Annotated in this window: 12 protein-coding genes; 4 read left to right on the top strand and 8 right to left on the bottom strand. The window is 33.4% G+C overall.

Annotation, left to right across the window (positions count from 1 at the left end):
- From asnS to QLQ95_RS06330, 5 genes are all read right to left on the bottom strand, one after another.
- Nucleotides 1-1,446 (bottom strand): asparagine--tRNA ligase, encoded by a 1,446-nt coding sequence (asnS, locus tag QLQ95_RS06350; RefSeq protein WP_095928314.1) that lies wholly within the window; start codon nucleotides 1,444-1,446, stop codon nucleotides 1-3.
- A gap of 18 nt (nucleotides 1,447-1,464) precedes the next feature.
- Nucleotides 1,465-1,641: a hypothetical protein gene (locus QLQ95_RS06345; protein ID WP_320494192.1), complete on the bottom strand. Its 177-nt coding sequence runs from the start codon at nucleotides 1,639-1,641 to the stop codon at nucleotides 1,465-1,467.
- Nucleotides 1,642-1,649: 8 nt separating this feature from the next.
- Nucleotides 1,650-2,624, bottom strand: coding sequence for an IS110 family RNA-guided transposase (locus QLQ95_RS06340; protein ID WP_320494668.1), 975 nt, complete (start codon nucleotides 2,622-2,624; stop codon nucleotides 1,650-1,652).
- Nucleotides 2,625-2,959: 335 nt separating this feature from the next.
- Nucleotides 2,960-3,490, bottom strand: a complete 531-nt coding sequence (locus QLQ95_RS06335) for an STM3941 family protein (RefSeq protein ID WP_095928313.1) — start codon at nucleotides 3,488-3,490, stop codon at nucleotides 2,960-2,962.
- Nucleotides 3,491-3,527: 37 nt separating this feature from the next.
- Nucleotides 3,528-5,894, bottom strand: a complete 2,367-nt coding sequence (locus QLQ95_RS06330) for an efflux RND transporter permease subunit (RefSeq protein ID WP_320494190.1) — start codon at nucleotides 5,892-5,894, stop codon at nucleotides 3,528-3,530.
- A 221-nt stretch (nucleotides 5,895-6,115) separates the two neighbouring features.
- Between QLQ95_RS06330 and QLQ95_RS06325 the strand changes: the two genes are divergently transcribed.
- From QLQ95_RS06325 to QLQ95_RS06315, 3 genes are all read left to right on the top strand, one after another.
- On the top strand, nucleotides 6,116-6,877 hold the full coding sequence (locus QLQ95_RS06325) for a sensor histidine kinase (RefSeq protein WP_095928311.1): 762 nt from the start codon (nucleotides 6,116-6,118) through the stop codon (nucleotides 6,875-6,877).
- A complete protein-coding gene (locus tag QLQ95_RS06320) occupies nucleotides 6,840-7,559 on the top strand; it encodes a LytR/AlgR family response regulator transcription factor (protein ID WP_095928310.1) in 720 nt (239 codons plus the stop codon). Before QLQ95_RS06325 ends, QLQ95_RS06320 begins: the two co-directional genes overlap by 38 nt.
- A gap of 163 nt (nucleotides 7,560-7,722) precedes the next feature.
- Nucleotides 7,723-9,993: a cation:proton antiporter gene (locus QLQ95_RS06315; protein ID WP_095928309.1), complete on the top strand. Its 2,271-nt coding sequence runs from the start codon at nucleotides 7,723-7,725 to the stop codon at nucleotides 9,991-9,993.
- Nucleotides 9,994-10,186: 193 nt separating this feature from the next.
- On the opposite strand, the gene QLQ95_RS06310 is transcribed toward QLQ95_RS06315, so the two are convergent.
- The 3 genes from QLQ95_RS06310 to pyrH form a co-directional block, all read right to left on the bottom strand.
- Nucleotides 10,187-12,682 carry a DUF5686 family protein gene (locus QLQ95_RS06310; protein ID WP_482503082.1) on the bottom strand — a complete coding sequence of 832 codons (2,496 nt, stop codon included), beginning with the start codon at nucleotides 12,680-12,682 and terminating at the stop codon, nucleotides 10,187-10,189.
- Between the two features lie 120 nt (nucleotides 12,683-12,802).
- A complete protein-coding gene (frr, locus tag QLQ95_RS06305) occupies nucleotides 12,803-13,366 on the bottom strand; it encodes a ribosome recycling factor (RefSeq protein WP_320494188.1) in 564 nt (187 codons plus the stop codon).
- 75 nt (nucleotides 13,367-13,441) lie between these two features.
- A complete protein-coding gene (gene pyrH / locus QLQ95_RS06300; RefSeq protein WP_320494187.1) occupies nucleotides 13,442-14,149 on the bottom strand; it encodes a UMP kinase in 708 nt (235 codons plus the stop codon).
- A 194-nt stretch (nucleotides 14,150-14,343) separates the two neighbouring features.
- Between pyrH and QLQ95_RS06295 the strand changes: the two genes are divergently transcribed.
- A complete protein-coding gene (locus tag QLQ95_RS06295; RefSeq protein ID WP_320494186.1) occupies nucleotides 14,344-14,961 on the top strand; it encodes a thioredoxin family protein in 618 nt (205 codons plus the stop codon).
- The last annotated feature ends 91 nt before the right edge of the window (nucleotides 14,962-15,052 follow it).

The raw sequence follows: 15,052 nt of genomic DNA, 5'->3' as shown, positions 1-15,052 counted from the left end.
TTAAAACTCCGCGCTTCCAGGAGTTCTTGGGAAAGGAATTACGTCTCTAATGTTTGTCATTCCAGTTACAAACAATACCAAACGCTCAAAACCTAAACCAAAACCTGCGTGAGTTGCCGATCCGAATCTTCTAGTGTCTAAATACCAGTATAATTCTTCTTTATCAATTCCAAGTTTTTCCATTTTCTCAACCAAAACATCGTAACGCTCTTCTCTTTCAGAACCACCAACGATTTCTCCAATTCCAGGGAAAAGGATATCCATAGCACGAACTGTTTCTCTTCCTGGTTCAGTGTTGTCGTTTAGACGCATGTAAAACGCTTTAATGTTTGCTGGGTAATCGTATAAAATTACCGGACATTTAAAGTGTTTTTCAACCAAGAAACGCTCGTGTTCTGACTGTAAATCAGCTCCCCATTCGTTGATTAAATATTGGAATTTCTTCTTTTTATTTGGAGTTGAATCTCTTAAAATGTCAATTGCCTCAGTGTAAGAAACACGTTTGAAGTTGTTTTCTAAAACAAAGTTTAATTTCTCTAATAAAGGCATTTCGCTTCTTTCTGCCTGCGGTTTAGATTTTTCTTCTTCAAGAAGTCTTCCTTCTAAAAATGCCAAATCATCTTTACAGTTATCTAAAGCATATTTAATTACATACTGAATAAAATCTTCAGCCAAATCCATGTTGTCATCAAGGTCGTTGAAGGCAACTTCTGGTTCGATCATCCAGAATTCTGCCAAGTGACGAGAAGTATTTGAATTTTCTGCTCTAAAAGTTGGTCCAAAAGTATAAATCTGACCCAAAGCCATTGCGAACGTTTCACCTTCTAATTGTCCAGAAACCGTCAAGTTGGTATGTTTTCCGAAGAAATCTTTTTTGAAATCAATGTTTCCCTCTTCATTTTTTGGAAGATTATCCAAAGGCAAAGAAGTAACTTGGAACATTTCTCCAGCACCTTCAGCATCAGCTCCAGTAATGATTGGTGTGTTTACGTAAACAAAACCTTTTTGCTGGAAATAGCTGTGAACAGCATAAGACAATACCGAACGCACACGCATAATCGCACCAAAAGCATTTGTACGTACACGCAAGTGAGCGTTTTCACGTAAAAATTCTAAAGAGTGTTTTTTAGGCTGCATTGGGAATTTCTCCGCATCAGAATCTCCAAGGATTTCAAGTTTGTTCACCTGAATTTCATATTTCTGACCAGCACCTTTACTTTCAACCAAAGTTCCAATTACAGAAACCGCAGCTCCAGTAGTGATTCTTTTTAAAGTTTCTTCTGGTGTATTTTCAAAATCAACAACACATTGAATATTATTAATGGTAGAACCGTCATTTAAAGCGATGAACTGATTATTTCTAAAAGTTCTCACCCAACCTTTTGCATTCACTTCCTGTAACGTCGTCGTACTGTTTAATAAGTCTCTAACTTTTGTGTGTTTCATTTTTATATATAATTGATATTAAATAATATTCGTTTTGAACAACTGCAAATATAATCGATAATAATTAATTTTTGAAGCTGTTTCCCGCTCTTCGCTATATCTTTCTATTTTTAAAGGAAAAATAGAAAGGATGCCGCTTCGATCGGGGCTAGGGCATTTGGTTTCAAAAGAATCAATTTCTCTTGCTTTTGTCATTTCGATTTCTATGATAAAACCAAATCTTTTTCATAAAAGGTTTGGTTTTTTATTACTGCAAAAACTCTATGGATTATTTTGTTTCTCACAGCATTTAAAACACTCATTTTGTTTTTTCCTTCATCAACTTTTCTAATGTAATATCTTCTCAGATCATTATCGAATCTAATTGCACTCATTGCTGCCAAATGCAGAATGGTTTTTAGGTTTTTATCTGCAAGCATTGATACTCCGGGTCTTCTTTTTAATGATGTTCCAGATTGAAAATCAAAAGGCACGACTCCGCTGTAGCATGCCATTTTTCTTGGATCAGTTATAACTGTAAAACCTTCTGTTTTTGATAATAATGTCCATGATAGAACTTGGCCCACTCCAGGAACAGATCTTATCAGTTTCTGTTGCTGGCTTAAACTTTGGTCATTATGTATTACTTTTTCAATATCATTTTCAATAATCTTAATCTGTGCATCAATGCTTTTAATAAGTTTGATGTTTAAGCTTTTCAATTCTTTATCCATTGCAATGCCTTTCATTAATTTGTAGTCATGCTGCTGAACCATAAGCTGTTTTTTGATTTTTATTCTTAAAGCTCTTTCGGTTAATAATATTTTTATCTTTTTAATGGAGCAGGAACTTGGTTTCCATTCCCTATTTTCCTGATAATTTTTTTCAATAAAACTACAAATTCGCAACGCATCAATTTTATCATTTTTGCCTCTGACAAGACCTATGCTTTTCTTGATATGCAAAGCAGATATTACATAAACCTTAAAGTTGAATTTTTCAAGTGCTTCAAACAGATTCCAATTGTATCTGCCAGTATTTTCCATAGCGATCATTACATTTTCACCTGAATATTTTTTGAAAAAATGCTTTATTGCCTGAATCTTATTCTCAATAGAAAAATAATTTACTGATTCCTCTTTAACACAAATATCCAAAGTCTTGCTGCTGATATCAATGCCGATAATAATGTTTTTCATAACTTTGCTTTTACGATTCAACAAATGATTTGAGAAATTCATCATAAGCTCAACTCCTTAATAACGGGTCACTAGCCCAAATTTCTATCTGAGTCTTTGATGAAAAGGAAGCTAAAGTCTTAATCGAAATATGAGTCACAAGCTCGGAGGAACGAACAGTTTACTTTTGCTTCCTTTCTCAATCATAAATCTACTTAAAATTTCAAAAAACAAATCTAAAGGAGGAACAAGGAATCTCCGTAAGTAGCTCTACAAAGATTAGCGATCCTTGGAGCGGAGTTTCTTGCTGAGATTCCTCGTTCCTCGGAATGACAAACTATGTTTGACTTCCTAGTTTAATTCTTGTATTTCTTCAAATTTTGATTTAATACTTTCATAAGTTCAGCATGATTTATTTGCATTGAAACTGCTGAAAGGCAAAATGGCGAACCGTAATTGGTAAAATTAAATTGCGTTAATTTTTTCAGTATTAGATTCTTTTCATTTTCAATCCAATAATCGGGATTATTAATTTTAATAAGAACCATTTTTTGGCTTTGAATTTTTAGTTCTGAAAATCCTTCAATATTGTTCCATTTTATAAATTCTGATGAATTCTTTTCCGGATTAACATTGATTCCACTTTTATCAATAATAAGAAAAAGTTTGTTTTTTATTAATTGCCTAATAGCTATATAAACACCTAAGCCACAAAATAGGATCAAAATAATTCCTATTCCTTTTATAAACATTAGACTTTTAAATTTATAGGAAAGATAATGTTCAGCATTAATAAATAATTCGAAACCTAAAGCAGTGAACAGTGCACCAATAATTAACAATAAAGACGTCTTTTTTCTACTTGAATAAATTTCTATTCTCTCCATTTATTTTTAATTCGTGCCAATTAGTGAAATTAGTGTTTTACTTCTCCAATCCCTCCAATTCCTCTTTCTTAGTTTTCTTCTTCTCAAAAGTTAAAACCAATGAAGGCAATACAACTAAATTAGCAAACATCGCAAAAACCAAAGTACAAGAAATTAATCCTCCTAAAGCAATTGTTCCGCTGAAGCTTGATAGTGTGAAAGTCGCAAAACCTAAAATCAAAACCACAGAAGTATAGAAAGTACTTACTCCTGTTTCTCTCAAGGCGCTGAAAACAGATTTTTTTACTTTTCCTTTATTTTGAAGTAGATCATGTTTGTATTTCGCCATAAACTGAATCGCATTATCAACCGAGATTCCGAAAGCGATACTAAATACCAGAATCGTTGAAGGTTTTAACGGAATTCCGAAATAACCCATTAATCCAGAGGTAATGCAAAGCGGTAAAATATTTGTAATCAAAGAAGCTGCTACCATTTTGAACGAACGGAATAAATACAGCATCAAGATTGCAATAGTCAAAATCGCAAACAATAACGACTCGATTAAGTTGTGCGCTAAATAAGTTGTTCCTTTTTGGAATACTAAAGCTTTTCCTGTAATCGTAACTTCGTATCGGTCTTTAGGGAAAATCTCGTCAATTTTTTTGCGTAGTTTCCCTTCTACTTTTGCCATTTCATCTGTTCCAATATCTTTCATGAAAGTTGTAATTCGCGCGTATTGTCCAGTCGAATCAACGTAGGCCTTCATTAGGTTTTCTTTACTGTTTTTGGTTGCATTTTTAGCATAACCCAAAATAAAAGTCTGTTCCTGAGAAGTTGGCAATTGGTAATATTCAGGATTTCCGTTATAAAAAGCCTGTTTTGCATACTTAACCAAGTTTACAACAGAAACTGGTTTTGCCAGTTCAGGAATTTCAGAAATGGTATTTTGTAATTCATCCATTTTACGAATTGTCGCCGGTTTCATAACACCCTTTTTCTTTTTGGTGTCAATCATGATTTCCAGAGGCATTACACCGTTGAATTCTTTTTCGTAAAATAAAATATCTTTAAAGAAAGAGGCTGTTTTTGGCATTTCACCAATCAAACTTCCTGAAACTTTCATTTGTCTAACTCCATTCAAACTCACAATAAATAGAACAGCGTAAATGCAATAAACAATTGTCTTTTTACCTTTTACAATAGTTGTAACTGTGTTTAAAAGCGTCGAAATATAAGTTTTGTCTAAATGATATAAGTGTTTTGCTTTTGGCAATGGCATAAAACTGTAAATAATAGGCACGATAAAAAGTGTCAAAGTATAAACAGAAAGTACGTTGATAGAAGTGACCAATCCGAACTCAAAAAGAAGTTCGTTTCCAGTAATCATCAAGGTTGCAAAACCAATTGCAGCGGTTAAATTGGTCATCAAAGTTGAAGATCCAATTTTTGAAATCACACGCTGTAAAGCTTTTGCCTGATTGTTATGCAGCTTAATTTCTTGCTGGTATTTGTTAATCAGGAAAATACAGTTGGTAATTCCGATTACGATAATCAATGGTGGAATAATTGCTGTTAAAATCGTGATTTTATAACCAAATAATCCAAGCGTTCCAAAAGACCAAGTTACACCGACAATTAAAATGCAAATAGAAATAAAAGTTGCTCTGAACGAACGGAAAAAGAAAAAGAAAATTAAAGAAACGGTCAATAAAGACGCTCCAATGAAAAGTCCAATTTCGCCTTTCATATTGTCCGCATTGATCGTACGGATGTACGGCATTCCTGAAACTTTAAGATCGATTCCAGTTTCTTTTTCGAATTTATCGATTTTCGGAACTAAATCTTTTAAGATAAAAACCTTTCTTTCGGCTGTATTTACCAGCGCTTTATTCATGTAAATGGCAGAACGAACGCTTCCGCTTTCTTTGTTAAACAACAAGCCTTCGTAAAAAGGCAGATTGTGAAACAAATCATATTGTACGCTTTTTAAATAATTAGCATCCAAGATTTTACTTTCGTCAATAAATGGCGCTAGAACAAATTTTTGGTTTACGGTATCTTTTTCAAGTTTCTTTAGGTCATTTAAAGAAATTACTAAATCAACTTCTTTGGCTTTTTTTAAACCGTTCATTAATTCGGTCCAAGCCGCATAATTTTTTGGTGTAAAGAATTTAGAATCTTTGAAACCAATAACGATTAGGTTTCCTTCTTCACCAAACTTATCAAGGAATTTTTGATAATCTTTATTTGCAATATGATCTTTTGGAAGCAGGTTAGCTTCGGTATAAGTCATAGAAAGATTCTTCCACTGATAACCAAAGAAAATAGTTAAAGCAGAAAGTATAACCAGAATCGTAATTCGGTTTTTAAGTATGATTCGGGCTAACTTTTCCCAAAATCCAACTTGGATAGCGTTTTTCATAAAATCTTTAAAAATGGATGCAAATGTAGTGAAAAGTGCTCGAAATCATAAATATTCGATTCTATTTTACTTTATGTTAACACAAAATGCAAGATTTTTAAAAATGGGATAATTTACATGCTTTTTACCAATTAGTCGTTAGCTTTTGCCATATTTGCAATTCGTTTTACAGTAAAAAATACTGTTATTGTAATTTTGCACTAAAAAATAGATCAGCAACAATGCAACAAAATAATACTACAACTTTCATTTTTCTAACCATTCTTTTGCTTTTAATTGTTATTATTTGCTTTATGATTTATCAATTAATGCAAACCAAAAAAGCAAAAGAAGATGCTGAAAAAAGTTTTTATGCTTTAGAATCTAAGGTAAACGATTTGCAGTTGGAGAATTTAGAATCCAAACTAAATCCGCATTTGTTTAAGAATATCTTAAATTCAATTCAGTCGCATGCTTATCAAACTTATTTTGCTCTGGATAAATTGGCCAATGTTCTGGATTATATTTTGTACGAAAGCAAAAAGAAATTTGTAACGGCCAAAGAAGAAATAGATTTTGCATTGAATTTAATCGAAATCAACAAAATCAAAATTAGTCCGCTTTTTGAGCTTAAGGTTAAAACCAATATCAATCAAGAAGACAAATTGTACGATCAGCCTTTGCTAGCGCCTTTAATTTCGATTGATCTAATTGAAAATGCATTCAAACATGCCGATCTTCAAAGTGCAGATGCTTTTATTTCGGTAGTTTTTGAATTTAAAAACAATGCTTTTTTTATGACGGTTTCGAATAAAATATCAGATAAAAAAGTACTGAAAAAAGAACGAAGCGGTTTTGGCCATACAACGCTCGAACACCGTCTTCGCATTATTTATAAGAATAATTTTAAACTCGATAGGTTTATAGAAAACGATGTTTATATTGCCCATCTAAAAATTGATTTACTTGAATACAAAACTGAAATGCTTGCTTCTGGACGATGAACTTCCAGGATTGACTTACCTAAAAATGCTTTGCGAACAAATTCCGGAATTGGAGATCGTAAAAACATGTAATGATCCAGAGAAACTCCTGTCTGATTTTTCGAATCTTGATTTTGATCTGTTAATTTCGGATATCGAAATGCCCGGAATTGATGGGTTGCATCTGGCTGAAAAACTGCAAGATAAATTGGTGATTTTTTGTACGGCGTATAAAGAATATGCGGCCGAGGCATTTAATATCGATGCCGTAGATTATATTACAAAGCCTGTAAAATTGGAACGTTTGCAAAAAGCAGTCGCAAAAGCTTTGGAGCGTTTTGAAAAATCAAATTCAGATAAAAAATTCATTCAGCTGAATACAGACAAAGGGAAAACGCTGTTGTATTTTAATAAAATTCAGTACATAAAAACGGCCGCAAGTGATAGTCGAGACAAAACGGTACTGCTTACCGATGGAAGTTTTTTGAATTTGAAAAATGTAAAATTCGATACCCTTTTAAACGAATTGCCAGATGCTGATTTCTGTCGAGTTAATAAAAAAGAAATCGTGGCGGTAAAAGCAATTAAGTTTTTTAATCATAACGAAATTGTGCTGCACCATGTTGAAGAAAACGGCAAAAACACGACGCTAATCTTAAGCGAAACCTATAGAGCTGATTTTTTGAAAAAGGTGAAATTATAGCCATTTGCAATAAATTTATTTCTGTTAGGCTGACTATCATTTCTAAAACTTATTACAATTTTTTCCTGACTTGTTACATGTGATTGAAATTAACAAGTGAATTACTTTTTCACTAAATTCACAGTGCTGATATTTGCGTTAATTAAATCTAAAGAACGAGTTTATGAATAACGTTAAGAACTCTCTATTCTACATAACAGTTATTGGTGGTTTTACAGCGCTAATATATTGGGTAATTTCAAAAGGAGCTTCATTGGAAGTTGGGCGCAATATTGTAAAGAAAAGTGTTGAAAGCAATCATTGGAAAGACTTTCTTCATTCGATGGTCGAAAATCTACAGCATCCTTTGGCTATTTTATTAGCACAAATCGTAACCATCATTTTAGTTGCTCGTTTGTTTGGATGGTTTTTTAGAAAAATAGGACAGCCGTCGGTAATTGGTGAAATGATTGCGGGAATTGTGTTAGGGCCATCTTTGGTCGGAATGTATTTTCCAGAGTTTTCGGCTGCTTTATTTCCAAAAGAATCTTTAGGTAATCTACAGTTTTTAAGCCAAATCGGTTTAATCCTTTTTATGTTTGTTATCGGAATGGAACTGGATTTAAAAGTGCTGAAAAACAAAGCGCATGATGCAGTTGTAATCAGTCACGCCAGTATTGTAATTCCATTTGCTTTAGGTTTATCATTGGCATTTTTTATTTATGAAACCTATGCTCCATTGGGAGTTGAGTTTTCTTCTTTCGGTTTATTTATGGGAATTGCCATGAGTATTACAGCTTTCCCGGTTTTGGCTAGAATAGTTCAAGAGCGTGGCATGCAGAAAACAAGATTAGGAACCATTGCTATTACTTGCGCGGCTGCAGACGATATTACGGCTTGGTGTATTTTGGCAGTTGTTATTGCGATTGTAAAAGCGGGTTCGCTTTCGAGTTCACTTTATGTAATCGGAATGGCGATTTTGTATGTAATTATCATGCTAAAAATCGTTCGTCCGTTCTTAAAAAGAGTAGGAGATTTAAATGCAACGAGAGAGAGTTTGAATAAACCAGTTGTTGCCATTTTCTTTATAACACTTTTAATTTCGGCTTATGCGTCTGAGTTAATTGGAATTCATGCTTTGTTCGGTGCTTTTTTGGCTGGAGCGATTATGCCAGAAAACAATAAGTTTAGAAACATATTTATCGAAAAAGTTGAAGATGTTGCCATCATTGTTTTATTGCCATTGTTTTTCGTGTTCACAGGTTTGCGTACACAAATCGGATTGTTGAATGATCCTGAATTATGGAAACTTACCGGTTTGATCATTTTGGTTGCTGTAGTTGGTAAATTCTTTGGGAGTGCTTTGGCAGCGAAATTTATGGGACAGAACTGGAAAGACAGTTTAGCCATTGGAGCCCTGATGAATACAAGAGGTTTAATGGAGCTGGTTGTTTTAAACATTGGTTACGATCTAGGGGTACTATCAACAGAAATCTTTACTATGATGGTAATTATGGCATTGGTGACTACTTTTATGACGGGCCCGGCTTTAGATTTTATTGGATTCATTTTTAAAGATAAAATCACAGCCGTTCCAGAGGAAATTGGCACTAAAAGTAAGTACAAGATTTTACTTTCGTTTGCTACTCCAGAAAAAGGGAAAAAATTACTCAAAATTGCCAACAGCCTTGTTAAAAAGCAAACGGATAATTCGGTTGTAACAGCAATGCATATTTCTTTAAGTACAGAAATACATTCTTTTGATGTTAAAGAACATGAACGTAAAATGATCGGGCCAGTGGTGGAAGAATCGCAATTGTTAGATCAAAATTTAGAGAGCTTGTTTAAAGTTTCGAGTGATATTGATTCAGATATTATTGATACGGCAAACCATGGAGAATATGATTTATTATTGGTTGGTTTAGGACAATCTATTTTTGATGGAACTTTATTGGGGAAAATTCTCGGATTCACAACCAGAATTGTAAATCCAGATCGTTTGATCGATAAGTTCACAGGAAAAGAAGGTTTGTTTGAAAACAATCCGTTCGATGAGAGAACACGACATATTATTACTAAAGCGAAAATGCCAGTTGGTATTTTTATCGATAAGAATCTAGAAGAAGTAAACCAGATTTTTATGCCCGTTTTTAGTAAAGAAGATGCTTTTTTAATTGATTATGCTAAAAAGCTAATCAATAATAATGGTTCTCAGATTACAGTTTTAGATGCTGGAGGAGAAGTTAAAAATACAAGAGAAATTCAGGAAACAATTCGTTCTATCGAGCAGATTGCGCCAAATCATATCATGATAATGAATGATAGAACACTGAAGAAAGAATTTTTAGAAAGCCAAAATCTAATGATTATCAGTTTAGATAGCTGGAAAAAACTAATAGAATCTCAAAGTATTTGGCTGAATAATTCGCCATCGGTTTTAATTCTTAAACCTTAAATAGTTTTAAAATTCCAATTTAAAAATTCCAAAGTAGGGAATTTAAATAAACAAAATCCCAAATTCCAATCGACTATTGGAGTTTGGGATTTTTTAGAGGGCACAGAACTTTGTCAAAGTTTCAAACTTTGACAAAGTTTTTATGTTCAAAGAATGTAAGTTGGAATTTAAAAAAGATTTGGAATTTAACTTTTTATAGTCCCAAATCAAGAATATAAGAAATCTTAACCGCGATATTGTCTTCAAACTTCAATAACTGATTTGGTCCATATCTATAGAATCCGCCTAAACCAAAACCTTTAAAGATTCTGTTCAATTCGATTCCTGATTCAAAATAACCTTTATCCAAAGTTTTATAATCTGGGCCAACATGTTGTTCTGGATTTTCCATACTTCCCCAAGCCATTCTAGTAACTAAAACCAAAGATGGGCGAACTTTTCTCATAATTCTAATTCGGTCAAAACCGTGCTTAATTTGAAACATCAAATATTGGCTCGAGAAGAACTCGTTAAAATACATGGTTTCAAAAGCATTTCTTCCGGCAAAAGTGATGCGCTGAATAACGGTTTCCTTCGTTAAGTTATTCGGAGAGGTGTTGTATAAATGTGTAATAGGAACATCTCCCATTGCATAACCAGCCTGTAAAAGCAAACTTGTTTTCTGGCGGTTTAAATATTGTTTTTCGTATTCGGCTTTAAAATCTATTTTGCTAAAAGTAAAATCATTTTCAAAAACATTTGGCAACGACTGTGTGTATTGAAAAGTAAATCTCGGAAACTTTTTATCGCTTTCAGTTCTTCCTGTTGGAGTCTGCATATAATTGCTGAAAGGTGCCCACACAATAGAAAGCATTGCTGTGGTCATGATATAATTCGAATATAAATTCCCGTTTAGATTAAAAAGATAATCAAATTTTGGCTCGATATAATTTCGCGATAGTTCCAAAACGGCTTCGGTTTTCGGAATAAATTTGGTTTGAACATTGGCGCGCCATCCTATATATTCATAAAATGTACTAATGTTTATCGGACGCGGGTCGTAAATTTTAAAAACACGTTTATCAACAGAAAAAACGGTACTTGCAATTTCTCGCACATCATCGGTATAATAGCCATTAAACCAAGTATTGGTGTATTTGTCTAATAAAACGCCACCTCCAACACTGTATTTAAAAACACCATCTTTTGTTCCGTATGCGGTGTAGCCTTCTAGACGGAAGTTTTTAGATAATCGATCGTTTGTAATTCCACCTACGCCAAGACGAAAACCTTCGTAATTGTTATAACTTATGATTTTTTTTAAATCTAAATCGACAGGGCCAATCGGGTAGAAGCCATTAATGATTTTTCGGCCAATTCCTAAGCGTTTTTCGATTCGATTTCGAATTGAAAGGCTATCTAATAGCAAATAAGTTTTTTGGCTTTTTAAATCAAGATTTTCCTTTCGGTAGGCTTCCCAGAAACTTTCAGGTTTTTTGGCTGCATCATCTTTAATTTCGATATAAAGCGAAGGGTTTTTTATTGGACTGTCGGTGTTTACACGAATATCAAAACTATTACTTTCAGAAAGGAGATAGGTAAAATCTGAAGCCACTTTTTTTCTGGTTTCGAAATTCTCTTCAACATCTCCGTCAAATTGAATTGTACCGCCCAAAATTCGAATATCATCATCATTTTTACCTTTTACGATTTTAAAAGTGGTGTTGCTTTGAAACCATATTTTCTCTTTCGGAATATATTCAAATTCGTGGATTCCACTAATATCCAAAACGCCCTTTATGCGCATTACAGCTTTCGCGACAGCGTAATTTTCTTTATCGATATATAAAACCCCTTCTAATCCAGAGGTTCTGTGTTTTGATTTATTTTTAAAATAGATCATATACGCGTCCCGACCTCTGATGCTAACAGTGTCTAAGAGTTTATAATTGTAGTTAGAAGGCGCATTTTTCGAAATCGGATTTTCGTATTTGGTTTCGAATAATTCGTACTTAGAATCATAAATCGAAATAGATTGAAGGTTGAAAGCCAGCACTTCATAAATAGGCTGTTTGAAACCTGCAATTTTGGTTCCCAAAACGGTTTCTTTTAGCTTGTGATCTCCAAACTGATATTGAGAAACTTTCTCGGTCTGAAACAAATGCTGTTTGCTTACAATTTCTTTAAACTTATAATCGGAAGAATCGATATTGATAACTTTTTTGCTTAAATCTTTATATGCGGCCGAAGTATCGATACGTCCATCAATCGAATCGGGATTAGCAGTAACAATAAGTTTGTTATAGGTTTTATACTCAAAATTATTGAGTTTTTTCTGCGGATCGTTTGTCGCTTTATTGGCAATAACTTTTCTAATTATGGTAAGAGCAGGGTTTTCATTAGAAACAACAACTTCTTTTAGATCGTCTGTCTGCTGTAAAAGCGCTACCGAATAAAAGGTTTTGTTATTGATTAATGCAATAGTCTTAGTTTGAAAACCTACATAAGAAATTGAAAGTGATGTAGCCGAACTGCTGATTTTAAAAATAAATTTTCCATCAACATCTGTAATAGTGTTATTGCTTTCTGAAGTGGTAATGGTGGCAAACGGAAGAGGTTTGTTGTTTGAATCGGTTACGATTCCGTTTATTTGAATTTGCGCTTGAAGAGTAAGCGTAAAAAACAAAGTCAAAAAACAAAATAGCTTCATACAGAATGATATAGTTTCAAAAACGAAAAAAAAATAATTTTCGTATGCAAAAATAGCAATAAAAAAATCCGTCTGGTACAATAAACCAAACGGATTTTTTATTTTATCTCAATCTCAAGATTACACCTTCATGATTTCGGCTTCTTTTACAGCCAATAACTCATCAATTTTTTTGATGTAAGCGTTTGTTAAGTTCTGTACTTCTTCCTCGGCAGATTTGCAGATGTCTTCAGAAGTTCCTTCCTTTTCTAATTTTTTGATATCAGTATTAGCATCTTTACGAGAGTTACGAATACCAATTTTAGCATCTTCCGCTTCAGATTTTGCTTGTTTCGCTAAATCGCGACGACGCTCTTCTGTTAATGGCGGTACGCTAATGATTATCATATCTCCATTATTCATTGGGTTGAAACCAATGTTAGCGATCAAGATTGCTTTTTCAATTGCTTGCAGCATATTTTTTTCAAATGGCTGTAATGTAATTGTTCTAGCATCTGGAACACTGATTTTAGATACTTGAGAAAGCGGAGTTGCAGATCCGTAATAATCTACAAAAACACCTCCAAGCATAGCTGGAGAAGCTTTCCCTGCACGAATATTAAGAAATTCTTTCTCTAAGTGTGCAATAGTACCGTTCATTGATTCTTCAGTACTTTCTAAAATAAAGTCTATTTCTTCAGTCATTTTTTTTTTTGTTTTCAGTTTTCATTCTCAGTTTTCAGTTAAAGTCTTGCGCGACTGTAAAACTGTTACTGATGACTATATATTTACTACAGTTCCAATGTTTTCGCCTTCGCAAATTTTCAATAGGTTTCCGATTTTATTCATATCAAAAACAACGATTGGAAGTTTGTTTTCTTGGCTTAATGTAAATGCAGTTGTGTCCATTACATTTAATCCTTTTTTGATTACATCATCAAATGAGATAAAATCAAATTTTACTGCAGAAGCATTTTTTTCTGGATCAGAATCGTAAACACCATCAACACGAGTACCTTTAAGGATAACATCAGCATTGATTTCGATACCTCTTAAAACAGCAGCTGTATCAGTTGTAAAATATGGATTTCCAGTTCCGGCACCAAAAATTACAATTCTGCCTTTTTCAAGGTGACGATCTGCTCTTCTTTTAATATAAGGTTCTGCAATAGATTCCATTTTCAAGGCGGTCTGCAAACGCGTTTTCATTCCTTTATCTTCAAGAGCGCCCTGCAAAGCCATTCCGTTAATAACAGTTGCAAGCATTCCCATATAATCTCCTTGCACTCTGTCCATTCCTGAGCTTGCTCCGGCAACGCCTCTAAAAATATTTCCTCCTCCAATAACAATAGCAATTTCTACCCCTTTTGCGTGAATCTGCTTAATTTCATCTGCATATTCGGCTAATCTTTTCGGGTCTATACCGTATTGTAAATCACCCATTAAGGCCTCGCCGCTAAGTTTAAGAAGAATTCTTTTATATTTCATGTGTGTGTTGCGTTAATTTGTGCAAATATAGACATATTCTGATTTTTAAAAATAATGTTTGCAAAAAATTAATTCGTGTTACAATTTTAGGTTTAAAAAGGCCATACAGTTACTTAATTTGAAATGTGACAAATGTCATTTTCTACGTCTTCCTAAATTTCGTATTTTTATTGTAACCTAAAAATAAAAAAAATATGAAAAGCATCGTAGCCAAAGCATTATTCAATAGTCATTCTTATGTTGAATATAGAAAAATAGTAACCGACTTATTGACTGAAGGAAAATCTACAGGAAATGAACAATCTGAAAGTCTTACCAATTATTCCAAATTGAATGAAGCCAGAATGAATAGGCTAGACAAAACGATTACTATTTCAGATTCGATTGCAGAGAAACTTCAAAATTTAGACAATCATTATATTTGGCTGGTTCTTTCAGAAGGTTGGTGCGGAGATGCAGCCCAGATTCTTCCAATTTTAAATAAAATGGCTTTAGTTTCTCATAAGAAAATCGATTTAAGAATTGCATTTCGCGATGAAAATGACGATTTGATGAGCCATTATCTGACCAATGGCGGAAGAGCAATTCCTAAAGTAATCGTTATTTGTAAAGAAGCCGGAATCGTACGTGCAGATTGGGGACCAAGACCAAAAGGAGCGACCGAGTTAATGGCCAAACATAAAAGAGAAGTTGGCGCTATTGATGAAAAAATTAAAACCGATTTGCAGTTATGGTATTTAGCAGATAAAGGAATTTCAGTTCAGGATGAATTGGTTGAAATTATGGAAAACATCAAATATAATCGCCTTTAATCGGATTAATGTGTTGATAAGCAGATGATTTAGTTAATAAAATTATCTTAAAGTCTTTTTGACTTCAATAGATTTTTGTAACTTAGTGAAA

The sequence above is a fragment of the Flavobacterium sp. B330r genome (assembly GCF_056824325.1).
This window is presented reverse-complemented; position numbering and strand designations above follow the sequence as displayed.

What these genes read in the sequence shown, in the direction of transcription:
- QLQ95_RS06345 (WP_320494192.1), bottom strand. Translation starts at nt 1,641, where the DNA reads ATGACAAAAGCAAGAGAAATTGATTCTTTTGAAACCAAATGCCCTAGC.
- pyrH (WP_320494187.1), bottom strand. Translation starts at nt 14,149, where the DNA reads ATGAAATATAAAAGAATTCTTCTTAAACTTAGCGGCGAGGCCTTAATG.
- QLQ95_RS06340 (WP_320494668.1), bottom strand. Translation starts at nt 2,624, where the DNA reads ATGAAAAACATTATTATCGGCATTGATATCAGCAGCAAGACTTTGGAT.
- QLQ95_RS06295 (WP_320494186.1), top strand. Translation starts at nt 14,344, where the DNA reads ATGAAAAGCATCGTAGCCAAAGCATTATTCAATAGTCATTCTTATGTT.
- QLQ95_RS06310 (WP_482503082.1), bottom strand. Translation starts at nt 12,682, where the DNA reads ATGAAGCTATTTTGTTTTTTGACTTTGTTTTTTACGCTTACTCTTCAA.
- frr (WP_320494188.1), bottom strand. Translation starts at nt 13,366, where the DNA reads ATGACTGAAGAAATAGACTTTATTTTAGAAAGTACTGAAGAATCAATG.
- QLQ95_RS06335 (WP_095928313.1), bottom strand. Translation starts at nt 3,490, where the DNA reads ATGGAGAGAATAGAAATTTATTCAAGTAGAAAAAAGACGTCTTTATTG.
- QLQ95_RS06315 (WP_095928309.1), top strand. Translation starts at nt 7,723, where the DNA reads ATGAATAACGTTAAGAACTCTCTATTCTACATAACAGTTATTGGTGGT.
- QLQ95_RS06325 (WP_095928311.1), top strand. Translation starts at nt 6,116, where the DNA reads ATGCAACAAAATAATACTACAACTTTCATTTTTCTAACCATTCTTTTG.
- QLQ95_RS06330 (WP_320494190.1), bottom strand. Translation starts at nt 5,894, where the DNA reads ATGAAAAACGCTATCCAAGTTGGATTTTGGGAAAAGTTAGCCCGAATC.
- asnS (WP_095928314.1), bottom strand. Translation starts at nt 1,446, where the DNA reads ATGAAACACACAAAAGTTAGAGACTTATTAAACAGTACGACGACGTTA.